This window comes from Pseudomonas thivervalensis, from assembly GCF_001269655.1.
GTDB lineage: Bacteria > Pseudomonadota > Gammaproteobacteria > Pseudomonadales > Pseudomonadaceae > Aquipseudomonas > Aquipseudomonas thivervalensis.
In genome coordinates this window covers 399,231-411,116 of the sequence record NZ_LHVE01000002.1, presented here as the reverse complement: position 1 = coordinate 411,116, position 11,886 = coordinate 399,231, and the positions used below count along the sequence as shown (strand labels likewise).

Annotated in this window: 9 protein-coding genes; 1 reads left to right on the top strand and 8 read right to left on the bottom strand. The window is 61.2% G+C overall.

Features of this window, described 5'->3' with window-relative positions; genetic code table 11:
- Window positions 1-134: 134 nt before the first annotated feature.
- From AD659_RS04495 to AD659_RS04485, 3 genes are all read right to left on the bottom strand, one after another.
- The gene (locus AD659_RS04495; RefSeq protein WP_053118711.1) at window positions 135-1,241 is read right to left on the bottom strand and encodes an NADH:flavin oxidoreductase/NADH oxidase; all 1,107 of its coding nucleotides are present in this window, start codon (window positions 1,239-1,241) and stop codon (window positions 135-137) included.
- Between the two features lie 358 nt (window positions 1,242-1,599).
- Window positions 1,600-3,309 carry a single-stranded-DNA-specific exonuclease RecJ gene (recJ, locus tag AD659_RS04490; RefSeq protein WP_053118709.1) on the bottom strand — a complete coding sequence of 570 codons (1,710 nt, stop codon included), beginning with the start codon at window positions 3,307-3,309 and terminating at the stop codon, window positions 1,600-1,602.
- A gap of 178 nt (window positions 3,310-3,487) precedes the next feature.
- Window positions 3,488-4,030 carry a YaeQ family protein gene (locus AD659_RS04485; RefSeq protein WP_003198109.1) on the bottom strand — a complete coding sequence of 181 codons (543 nt, stop codon included), beginning with the start codon at window positions 4,028-4,030 and terminating at the stop codon, window positions 3,488-3,490.
- Between the two features lie 147 nt (window positions 4,031-4,177).
- Between AD659_RS04485 and AD659_RS04480 the strand changes: the two genes are divergently transcribed.
- Window positions 4,178-5,377, top strand: a complete 1,200-nt coding sequence (locus AD659_RS04480) for a CaiB/BaiF CoA transferase family protein (protein ID WP_053118707.1) — start codon at window positions 4,178-4,180, stop codon at window positions 5,375-5,377.
- A 726-nt stretch (window positions 5,378-6,103) separates the two neighbouring features.
- Here AD659_RS04480 and AD659_RS04475 read toward each other — a convergent pair.
- The 5 genes from AD659_RS04475 to AD659_RS04455 form a co-directional block, all read right to left on the bottom strand.
- A complete protein-coding gene (locus AD659_RS04475; RefSeq protein WP_053118705.1) occupies window positions 6,104-6,391 on the bottom strand; it encodes a DUF3509 domain-containing protein in 288 nt (95 codons plus the stop codon).
- Between the two features lie 182 nt (window positions 6,392-6,573).
- Window positions 6,574-7,944 carry a transporter substrate-binding domain-containing protein gene (locus tag AD659_RS04470; protein WP_053118703.1) on the bottom strand — a complete coding sequence of 457 codons (1,371 nt, stop codon included), beginning with the start codon at window positions 7,942-7,944 and terminating at the stop codon, window positions 6,574-6,576.
- 120 nt (window positions 7,945-8,064) lie between these two features.
- Window positions 8,065-9,474 (bottom strand): threonine synthase, encoded by a 1,410-nt coding sequence (gene thrC / locus AD659_RS04465; RefSeq protein ID WP_053118701.1) that lies wholly within the window; start codon window positions 9,472-9,474, stop codon window positions 8,065-8,067.
- Between the two features lie 104 nt (window positions 9,475-9,578).
- On the bottom strand, window positions 9,579-10,883 hold the full coding sequence (locus tag AD659_RS04460; RefSeq protein WP_053118698.1) for a homoserine dehydrogenase: 1,305 nt from the start codon (window positions 10,881-10,883) through the stop codon (window positions 9,579-9,581).
- Window positions 10,884-11,015: 132 nt separating this feature from the next.
- Window positions 11,016-11,747 carry a DsbC family protein gene (locus tag AD659_RS04455; RefSeq protein WP_053118696.1) on the bottom strand — a complete coding sequence of 244 codons (732 nt, stop codon included), beginning with the start codon at window positions 11,745-11,747 and terminating at the stop codon, window positions 11,016-11,018.
- Window positions 11,748-11,886: the final 139 nt, after the last annotated feature.

The following is an 11,886-nucleotide window of genomic DNA, read 5'->3' as shown; positions in this document are numbered from 1 at the left end:
CACATAATCTGTGATCCACACTCAACCCTGTGGGAGCGAGCCTGCTCGCGATGAGGCCGGTACAAACACTAAAGATTCCAGATAAACAAAAGCCCCGGCCAATGACGACCGGGGCTTTCTGTTCTATCGGGCACTCAATCCCGCAAATCCGACTCATGAATCGGCTGGTCCCGATGGGTGGCCCGCTGGTACTGCGCTGGCCACGTGGCCTTGCGGCCGCCCAGGTCATCATCGGCATGCAGGGCCCAGTACGGATCGCGCAACAATTCCCGGGCCAGGAAAATGATGTCGGCCTGGCAGGTGCGCAGGATGTGTTCGGCCTGGGCCGGTTCGGTGATCATGCCGACAGTGCCGGTGGCGATTTCCGACTCCTTGCGCACCCGCTCGGCGAAGCGGGTCTGGTAACCCGGGCCGGTGGGAATTTCCGCATTCGCGGCCGTGCCGCCCGATGACACATCGATCAAATCCACCCCCAATGCCCTGAAGCGCCGCGCCAGCTCCACGGTTTCGTCCGGGTTCCAACCGTCCTCGACCCAATCAGTGGCGGAGACGCGAACGAACACCGGCAGCTCTTCAGGCCATACCGCGCGGATCGCCTCGGTGACTTGCAACACCAGGCGGATGCGATTCTCGAACGAGCCGCCGTATTGATCGCGCCGCTGATTGCTCAAGGGCGACAGGAACTGATGCAGCAGGTAACCATGGGCCGCGTGGACCTCGACCACCTTGAAGCCGGCCGTGAGGGCGCGCTTGGCCGCATCCACGAAGGCCTGGATCACGCCGGCGATCTGCTCTTCGTCCAACTGGACCGGTTGGGTGTGCTGCGGATCGAAGGCAATCGGCGACGGGCCGACCGGTACCCAGCCACCGTCGGCCGGTTTGACGCTGCCATGCTTGCCGAGCCAGGGTCGCCAAGTGCTGGCCTTGCGCCCGGCATGGGCCAGTTGTATGCCCGGCACGGCCCCTTGGGCGGTGATGAACCGGGTGATGCGTTGCAAGGGTTCGATCTGCTCATCGTTCCACAGCCCCAGGTCCTGGGCGGTGATGCGACCGTCGGCGGTCACGGCGGTGGCTTCGGTGAACACCAGGCCAGCACCGCCCACGGCGCGGCTGCCCAGGTGCACCAAGTGCCAATCGTTGGCCAGGCCATCGGTGCTCGAATATTGGCACATCGGCGATACCGCGATGCGATTGGGCAGGGTCAATTGGCGAAGGGTATAGGGTTCCAGCAGCAGACTCATGGGGCACCTCTCGAATCAGTGGGCAGGCTCCAGGGTTCTGTTTGAAAAGTCGACGAGTGACAAACCGTGCAACACCCGCCCCCGCGGGCAAAAAATTCGACAAGACGTCACAAGGGCTATCAAGCAGTGCTTAGAGACTAGTCGACAACCCGCACGGACGGAGGGTTCAGAAGTTAAAAACCGACGGTGTGACGCACTGGGCCTGTAGGAGCTGCCGAAGGCTGCGATCTTTTGATTTTGATCTTTCGCTGAACACTCAATTGAATTTGGAAAGATCGCAGCCTCGCTTCGCTCGGCAGCTCCTACAGCGTCCAGCGGGAGCAAGCTCCCTCGCCACAAAGGCCGATCGGCGTATCGACTATCGCGGCTCGATATGGGCAATCATCAACTGCACCGTTTCCTGGCCGCGGAATTCGTTGAGGTCGAGTTTGTAGGCCAACTCCACCCAGCGCACGGTAGGATTGGGCCAGATCTCGCGGTCGATGCCAAAGGCAATGCCATCGAGCTTCACCGAGCCACACTCACTCTTGAGGATGACCTTCAGGTGCCGTTCGCCCACCACGCGTTGTTCGACCAGCTGGAACACGCCGTGGAACATCGGCTCCGGGAAATGTTGGCCCCAAGGGCCGGCATGGCGCAGCGCCCGAGCCAACTCCAGGTGGAACTCCTCCACCGCCAGGGTGCCGTCCGACAACAGCCGGCCAGTCAGGTCCTCTTCGCGCAATTGCCGGCGCACTTCCGCGTCGAACGCTTCGGCAAACAACGGAAAATTCGCTTCCGGCAGCGTCAGCCCCGCCGCCATGGCGTGACCGCCGTACTTGCTGATCAGGGTCGGATGCTGCGCCGCCACCACGCTCAGCGCATCGCGAATGTGAAAGCCCGGCACCGAGCGACCCGAGCCCTTGAGCAAGCCGTCCCCGGCATCGGCAAAGGCAATGGTCGGACGGAAATAGCGCTCTTTCATCCGCGAGGCGAGGATGCCGATCACCCCTTGGTGCCACTGCGGATCGAACAGGCACAAACCGAATGGCATCGAGTCCACCGGCAGGTCCTTGAGCTGGGCCAGGGCTTCGCGCTGCATGCCCTGCTCGATGGATTTGCGGTCCTGGTTCATGCCGTCCAGTTGTGCCGCCATCTCCCGCGCCAGGGCCGGGTCGTCGGTGAGCAGGCATTCGATGCCCAGGCTCATGTCGTCCAGGCGCCCGGCCGCATTCAGACGCGGCCCGAGGATAAATCCAAGGTCGGTGGAGGTAATCCGTGCAGCGTCGCGCTTGGCCACTTCCAGAATCGCCTTGATGCCAGGCCGGGCGCGTCCGGCGCGAATCCGTTCCAGGCCCTGGTGCACGAGGATCCGGTTATTCGCGTCCAGGGGCACCACGTCGGCCACGCTGCCCAGGGCCACCAGGTCGAGCAGTTCACCAATGTTCGGCTGGGGTGTGCTGGCGTACCAGCCCAGGCTGCGCAGACGCGCCCGCAAGGCCATCAGCACATAAAAAATCACCCCGACACCGGCCAGGGCCTTGCTCGAAAATTCGCAGCCCGGCTGGTTCGGATTGACGATGGCGTCGGCCGCCGGCAGTTCGAGGCCAGGCAAGTGGTGATCGGTGACCAGCACCTGGAGCCCCGCCGCTTTCGCCGCCGCCACGCCTTCCACGCTGGAAATGCCGTTGTCCACCGTGATCAGCAATTGTGGTTCGCGGGCCAGGGCGACTTCAACGATTTCCGGGGTGAGCCCGTAGCCATATTCGAAGCGATTGGGCACCAGGTAATCGACATGGGCCGCACCGAGCAGGCGCAAGCCCAACATGCCGACGGTACTGGCGGTCGCGCCATCGGCATCGAAGTCACCCACGATCAGGATGCGCTGGCGTTGCTCCAGCGCCGTCACCAGCAGATCCACCGCGGCGTCGATCCCCTTGAGCTGCTGGAACGGAATCAAGCGCGCCAGGCTCTTGTCCAGTTCCGCCTCGGACTGCACGCCGCGTGCTGCGTACAGGCGGGTCAGCAGGGGCGGCAGGTCACCGAGGAACGGTAGGGTGTCGGGCAGTTGGCGGGGTTCTATGCGCATGGGGTGACGAAAACTTCTCTTTAATGGTGAAAGTCCTGGTGGCGAGGGAGCTTGCTTGGGTTGCACTGTAGGAGCTGCCGAAGGCTGCGATCTTTTGATCTTTCGCTTGAAACTCAAGTGTCAGAGGAAAGATCGCAGCCTCGCTTCGCTCGGCAGCTCCTACAGGGCCCGGCGGGGCTCAACCGCGCTCGCCCAGCAACCATTGCAACTGGACTTCATGCTGGCCACGGTCGTCGGTCACGAAAATCGTGCCCTCGCTGATCATCACATCCCACTTGATCACCCGGGGCATGTCCTGGGCCAGGGTTTCGAGCACTTCCTGAGGCACGGCGGCGATGTTGACGTTCTTCAGGTTCTTGACCGCCGGGATCACCTTGCCTTCCCACACCCGCAGGCTGCCATAGGCCAACAGGCTGGTGCGCTCGGTCCGGCGCGAGCACCAGGTCAAGCGATCGGCATCCGGCTGGCCGACTTCGATCCAGTGCAGCACACGGTCATCCAGGCTTTTTTCCCACAACGCAGGCTCATCGACGTCTGACAGACCACGACCAAACGCCAGCAGCTCGTTGTACCAGAACGCGTAGGCCAGCAGTCGCACGGTCATGCGCTCTTCGGTTTCCGAAGGGTGGCGGGCGATGGTCTGCTTCACATTCTCGTACACATTGCGGTCGAGGTCGGTGAGGTTCAGTTCAAACTTGTAGGTCGTGGACGGCTGGGCCATGAACGGGCTTCTTGATACGAGGAAAGGCGGCAAGTCTAACCGATGACGCGGGCAATCCACGAATTGCCGACCATCAACCTGCGGCGAGCGGTCCTGGCCTATGATAAAACGCTCTATCCGTTCTGCCTTTGTCCTACAGGATCCGTCATGTCGCTTACTGCCAAACCCCTTGCCGGCGTCAAAGTCATCGAACTCGGCACCTTGATTGCCGGACCCTTCGCCTCGCGCATCTGCGGCGAATTCGGTGCCGACGTCATCAAGGTCGAATCCCCCGATGGCGGTGATCCGCTGCGCAAGTGGCGCAAGCTGTACGAAGGCACCTCGTTGTGGTGGTTTGTCCAGGCACGCAACAAGAAGTCCCTGACCTTGAACCTCAAGCACCCCGAAGGCCTGGCGATCCTGAAAAAACTGATCGGCGAAGCCGACATCCTGATCGAAAACTTCCGCCCCGGCGTGTTGGAAAAACTCGGCCTGGGCTGGGATGTGCTGCACGCACTGAACCCGAAGCTGGTGATGGTACGGCTCTCAGGCTTCGGCCAGACCGGGCCGATGAAAGACCAGCCAGGGTTTGGCGCGGTGGGCGAATCCATGGGCGGCCTGCGCTACATCACCGGCTTCGAAGACCGCCCGCCGGTGCGCACCGGAATTTCCATCGGCGACTCCATCGCCGCCCTCTGGGGCGTGATTGGCGCATTGATGGCCCTGCGTCACCGCGAAATCAACGGCGGAACCGGGCAAGTGGTGGACGTGGCTTTGTACGAGGCAATTTTCGCCATGATGGAAAGCATGGTGCCGGAGTTCGACGTGTTCGGCTTCATTCGCGAGCGCACCGGCAACATCATGCCCGGCATCACCCCCTCGTCCATCCACACCAGCGCCGATGGCAAGCACGTGCAAATTGGCGCCAACGGCGATGCGATCTTCAAGCGCTTCATGCAGATCATCGGCCGTGACGACCTGGCCAATGACCCGCAACTGGCCAGCAATGATGGCCGTGACAGCCGGCGTGACGAGCTGTACGGGGTCATCGATCGCTGGGTCAACGGGCTGCCGCTCGACAGCGTTATCGACCAGTTGAACCAGGCCGGAGTGCCGGCCAGCCGGATCTTCAGCGCCGAAGACATGTTCAGCGACCCGCAGTTCCTGGCCCGTGAAATGTTCCTGCAGGCCAAGCTGCCGGACGGCAAGTCGTTCAAGATGCCAGGGATCGTACCGAAGCTCTCCGACACCCCGGGCACCTCCGAGTGGGTCGGGCCGGCGCTGGGTGAACACAACGCCCAAGTGCTCGGCGAACTGGGCTACGACGCGCAACAGATCGCCAAGCTGCGTAGCGACGGGGCCATTTGATGGGCCAGCCGTGAACGAAAACTTGTGCTCCATTGAAGATCAGCTGTGGAGGCGAGCTTGCTCGCGATAGCGTCCGTACAGTCGACCCGATGTCGACTGGCACACCGCAATCGCGAGCAAGCTCGCTCCCACAATTGGATCGGGGTAGGACCGGGAGAGCCAGGTCGGCTGTCAGGCCGCCTCGCTTTTGCTTTTGATCTGGAGGCCCCGTTAACCACGATGGCCGAACGCAGGCATTGCGCAGTGGGCATCCCGGCATGGATGCCGGGATAGCCGCGCTGGGCCATGGATGGCCCTTCGCGGCGGGCCCACGGAGCAATGCCTTCGTTCGGGCATGCCGAGCCTAGGCGAGGCACCGAGTGGTGGGGCAAGCCTTTTTGGTTACTTTTTTGGCGTCTGAAAAAAGTGACCCGCCGTAAGGGCGGAACCCTAAGTAGCCGTTACCGCAGCAACGGATATGTACCCGGTCAACAAAATCTATGTCGACTGACACCCCGCCTTCGCGGGCAAGCTCGCGCCCACAAAAAACTCCAACGCCTGACAAACCACGCTAAAACCACAAACGCCAGGCAAAAAGAAACCCCGAGAAGTGGGGAGACGACTCGGGGTTAAACGTGACCATTCAAGGTCCGTCCAACAAGCGACAAGCACCGGAGCACAATGCTTGATCTTGCTGGTAAAAGGTCTGACTCATCAGAGCGTAGGAAGGTTCCCACAAAAGCCCGGTCAATTCGCCGCGAGCATGACCTTGTCGCGCGCCAGATTGCGCAGCGCCGCAATCACGCAGGGCTCCAGGCGGCCCTCGGCAATCAGCACATCGCGATGCAGGCCATCGACCACATCCGTCAACTGACGCCTGTCGGTCAACTGGGTCTGATTGAACACGCGCTCGACCATGATCGCCCCACTGGTATTCTTCAGCGTCACCCGGTATTCGCCCTTGGCGCCGGAGGGAGTCAGCGTGACCTGATATGGGCTCAAAGCCTCACCTAGCATTAGGCTGATACTTTCCATTCGCTCACCCTTCAATAGTCCGAAACAACTGCATGTGCACAGTAAATGACCGTGGGCCGCAGTAGAAAGTTCGTCAGCGCACCGAACCGGCATGCCTTCAACCTGTTCAACCGAGCATGCGCGCCCAATGTGACAGGCAAACAACAGCGTTCGCCTGGCGCCATTGCGGGGTGACGGCCGGATCAGCCCGTGAACCTCTCGCAACGGCGCCACCGACGGCCAACATCGGTCCAGCCCCCCAGAATGCCGCGCAACTGCCCGTCCGCCCCATAGAAAGGCACCGACCAATGGTAGATTTCCCGCAGCCCGCCACTGAACATCAGTTGTCGGTCGACGAATCGAGACTGGCCGGTGCGCAATTGCTCCATCACCTCCCCATGCAGCAGTTCGGCGGTGGCCGGCGGGAATGACGCCGAGTCTGTAAGCCGGGTGCCCCGGAGTTTCTCGAAACGGGTCGCAAACTGGTCCTCGTAGCTTTTGTTGCACATGATCAGGCGCCCTTCCAGATCACGGATGAAAATCGGGTCGGGAATGGCATCCATCAAGGCGCGCTGAAGCATCAACTGGTCCTTGAGGACCGCTTCGGCCTTGAGGCGCTGGTCGATCTGTATCTGCAGGCGGCGGTTCCACAGCAGGGACAACAGGCCAAACACGATGACCACGATCACACACCAGTAGCCCCAGCGGGACATCCGCTCCCAGACCGATGGCGCCTGGACGGGGGTGACGCCCGCCATCCATTTCGAACGCAGCGCACGCATGTCTGCGGCCGGGAAGGCCTCCAGTGCTTTATTCAAGATACTCAACAGCGCGGTCAGGTCCTGGCGCACCGCCAGATAATCCGGTTCCCACTTACCCTCAAGACCGCTGCCCACCTGCAACTGCCCGGCCGGATAGAGATGCACCCCGGTTTCATTTTCGATGGTGGCAAAGGCTTCCCGGCTCTCTACCAGCGCCCGCGCTTCGCCGAACGTCTTGGTCGTACGCAATTTGATCGTCGGATAATCACGCCGGATTTCTGCCTCCAAGGCATGCCGTGCCGGCAACGCCAGGACCTTGCCCTCGAGATGCTCCAGCGAATGCAGGGTCGATTCCCCATCACGAACGACGAATACCCAGCCGGAACCACCGAATGCATGACTGAAACTCAGGAAATCCCGACGTTCTTCATTCATGGCCAGCAGGGTGGTCATATCGGCTTCGCCATTCTCCAGCATCGTCAGCAATTCACCGGGGGAGAAGGACTCCCGATGCACGAACTCAAGGCCGGTCATTTGCGCGATACGCTGGAGAATGTCGTGGTTCAGCCCATTCCACTGCCCCTGTTCATTTTTGAACAGGTACAACGGGAACTGCATCGTGGCCACGATGACCCGGGGGTTCTCCTTGATCCATTTCATTTCCTGCGCATCCAGCACCAATCGTTCGACCGGGCTGGACGGCGGTGTTTCGAAAGCCGTCAACTGCGCTGCGCTGCCCCCCTGCGCCCAGTACGTCAGGGCCATGCCCATCAACCAACCCAGGGCTGGCTTGCCTTTGATAAAAAACGACATCTGCACTTCCTTCGAGATGACTCGCCCATCCCTCCAAGGGCGAAAACCCGGCCAGTTTGGCACGCAGAAACAAGAAAGCCCGTCAGGAGACGGGCTTCAAAATGTGACAGGTCTGCTCAGTCAGAGTGGCTTGCCGCGATTGCCATGCTGGCTGACAAAGGCCTGCACGGCTTTCAAGTCATTGGGCAACACGGTGCAACGCTCATCTCGTTCAAACAAATCAGAAAGATGCGCTGGTAGTTCGAGCGCTTTTCCTACACCCGCTTTCTCCACTGCCTCCGGGAACTTGACCGGGTGAGCCGTGCCCAGGATCACCATCGGGATGTCCAGGCTGCGACGGCACTCGCGAGCAGCCCTGACGCCAATGGCCGTATGCGGATCGAGCAGTTCACCGCTCTGCCCGAACACCTCGGCGATGGTTTCGCAGGTCTGTTCATCGTTGACGGCCAGGGAGTCGAACAACTTGCGGGCCTCGGTCCAGCGCTCGGGCTCGACGCTGAAACCGCCGCCCTGCCGGAAGCTGTCCATCAGACCGGCAATCGCCGCACCGTTGCGACCGTGCAGGTCGAACAGCAGACGCTCGAAGTTCGACGAGACCATGATGTCCATCGAAGGCGACAGCGTGGCGTGCAGGGTCTCCTTGACGTACTGGTTGCCGCTCATGAAGCGATGCAGGATGTCGTTGCGGTTGGTGGCAACGATCAATTGGTTGATCGGCAGCCCCATGTTGCGCGCCAGGTAACCGGCGAAGATGTCGCCGAAATTGCCGGTCGGCACCGAGAACGACACGGAGCGGGCCGGACCACCCAACTGCAGGGCCGCGTGGAAGTAATAGACGATCTGGGCCATGATCCGCGCCCAGTTGATCGAGTTCACCGCCACCAGTCGCGTGCCCTTGAGGAAACTCTGGTCGGCGAAACTGGCCTTGACCATTTCCTGGCAGTCATCGAAGTTGCCTTCGATGGCGATGTTGTGAATGTTATCGCCGAAAATCGTCGTCATCTGCCGACGCTGCACTTCCGAAACCCGGTTGTGCGGGTGCAGGATGAAAATGTCGACGTTCTCGCAATGCTTGCAGCCTTCGATGGCCGCCGAACCGGTGTCGCCGGAGGTGGCACCGACGATCACGACCCGCTCGCCACGCTTTTGCAGCACGTAGTCCAGCAGGCGACCGAGCAGTTGCAGGGCGAAGTCCTTGAACGCCAGGGTCGGGCCGTGGAACAGCTCCATGACCCATTCGTTACCGTTGAGCTGACGCAGCGGTGCGATGGCGTTGTGGGAGAAGACGCCATAGGTCTCTTCCAGGATTTTTTTGAAATCGGCGTCCGGGATGCTGCCGGTGACAAACGGGCGCATGACCCGGAACGCCAGCTCGTGATACGGCAGGCCGGCCCAGGAAGCGATTTCTTCCTGGGTGAAACGCGGCAGGTTTTCCGGCACATAGAGGCCGCCGTCCGTGGCCAGGCCGGCCAGGAGGACATCTTCGAAATTCAGGGCCGGTGCCTGGCCGCGGGTGCTGATATAGCGCATAGGGGCAAACCTTCGGTTTGAGCTTCAAGCTGTAAGCCACAAGCTGCAAGTAAAAGCGGGGCTGCTTTTAACTTGTAGCTCGCAGCTTGTAGCTTGTAGCTGCTTTAGTTCAAATGTTCAACGCGGATACGGACCACCGGCCCAACGACACCTTGCAACGCTTCCAGCGCCGCGATCGCGTCGTTGATGCGCTGCTCGACCACACGGTGGGTCAGCAGGATCATCGGCACCAGGCCGTCGTGTTCCTCGACTTCCTTCTGCATGATCGACTCGATGTTGATGCCGCGCTCCGAAAGGATGCTCGCCACTTGGGCCAGCACGCCCGGATGGTCCTTGGCCTGGATGCGCAGGTAGTAGGAGCTTTCGCACGCCTCGATCGGAAGAATCGGGTGGGCCGACAACGAGTCCGGCTGGAAGGCCAGGTGCGGCACACGATTTTCCGGGTCGGAGGTCATGGCGCGAACCACGTCCACCAGGTCGGCAATGACCGAAGAAGCGGTCGGTTCCATGCCCGCGCCAGCGCCGTAAAACAAGGTCGAGCCGGAGGCATCGCCGTTGACCATCACCGCGTTCATCACGCCGTTGACGTTGGCGATCAAGCGGTCAGCCGGGATCAGGGTCGGGTGCACGCGCAGCTCGATGCCATTGGCGGTGCTGCGTGCCACGCCCAGGTGCTTGATGCGGTAGCCCAAGGCTTCGGCGTAGTTCACGTCAGCGGTGGTCAGCTTGGTGATGCCTTCGGTGTACGCTTTGTCGAACTGCAGCGGAATGCCGAACGCAATGGACGCCAGGATCGTCAGCTTGTGCGCGGCGTCGATGCCTTCCACGTCGAACGTCGGATCAGCCTCTGCGTAGCCCAGGGCCTGGGCTTCGGCGAGCACGTCTTCGAAGGTGCGACCCTTCTCGCGCATCTCGGTGAGGATGAAGTTGCCGGTGCCATTGATGATCCCCGCGACCCAGTTGATGCGGTTGGCCGACAGGCCTTCGCGGATCGCCTTGATCACCGGGATACCACCGGCCACGGCGGCTTCAAACGCCACGATCACACCCTTCTCACGGGCCTTGGCGAAAATTTCATTACCGTGAACAGCGATAAGCGCCTTGTTCGCGGTGACCACATGCTTGCCATTCTCGATGGCCTTGAGTACCAGCTCGCGGGCAACGGTGTAGCCGCCCACCAGCTCTATGACGATGTCGATCTCAGGGTTCGTGGCCACTTCGAAGACATCGTTGGTAATCGCAATACCGGTCGTCTGGAACTGAGGCTTTGGCGTGCGCATGGCAATTTGTGCCACTTCGATCCCACGCCCGGCACGACGAGAAATTTCCTCGGCGTTGCGCTGAAGTACGTTGAAGGTGCCGCCACCGACGGTACCTAACCCACAGATGCCTACTTTGACCGGATTCACTCTTGACTCCCCATGAAACGGCCGACGCAAGGTCGGCCGTGAAATACAGCCGCGCAGCAACGCGACTCTGTGTTTAACGGCCCGACGAAAGTTTTCGCCGAGCCGTGATCTTCAAAAGCGGATCGCCCATGATCATTTCGCGCTCAAGGCCAGTTTGGCCACTTGTGGCGCCGGCTGGTAGCCCGGAATTACCTGGCCGTCGGCCAAAACGATGGCCGGCGTGCCGTTCACACCGATGGACTGGCCAAGGGCGAATTGCTTGGAAACCGGATTCTCGCACTGGGCGGCCTTGATTTCCTTGCCGTCGACCATCTTGTCCATGGCCGCTTTCTTGTCCTTGGAGCACCAGACCGCCTGCAACTGCTCATCACCCGGCGAGCCCAGGCCCTGGCGCGGGAACGCCACATAACGCACTTCGATGCCACGCTTGTTCAGCTCAGGCACTTCGGCGTGCAGCTTGTGGCAATACGGGCAGGTGGTGTCGGTGAACACGGTGATGTGGGACTTGGTTTCGCCGATCGCCGGATAGACCACGGTTTCAGCGACCGGAATGCCGTTGATCAACTTGGAAATACCCTGGCGCTCGGTCAGCTCGGTGAGGTTGACCGGCTTGCCGTCCTTGAGCGCGAACAGGTTGCCCTGGACGATGTACTGGCCGTCGGCACTGGCGTAAAGCACGCGGCTGCCCTTGAGCTTGACCTCATACAGGCCGGCCATGGGGCTGGCCGAAATGGTGTCGATCGGCACGTCGAGCTGAAGGTTTTCCAGGCTCTTGCGGATAGCCTTGTCGGCCGCGTCGTCGGCGATGGCAAAGGTACTGGCCAACGCAATGGCGGCGGCGGTGAACATCTGGATCAAACGCATGGGGACTCCTGAGGCGAACAAATGAGACGGGAAACGCCGACCCGCAGATTCGGGTTCCAACCGCCCACTGTGCAAACCGACAAAGCCTACCACATAAGGCTGGCGTGGCCGAATGCCGCTGACGCACGACAACACACAA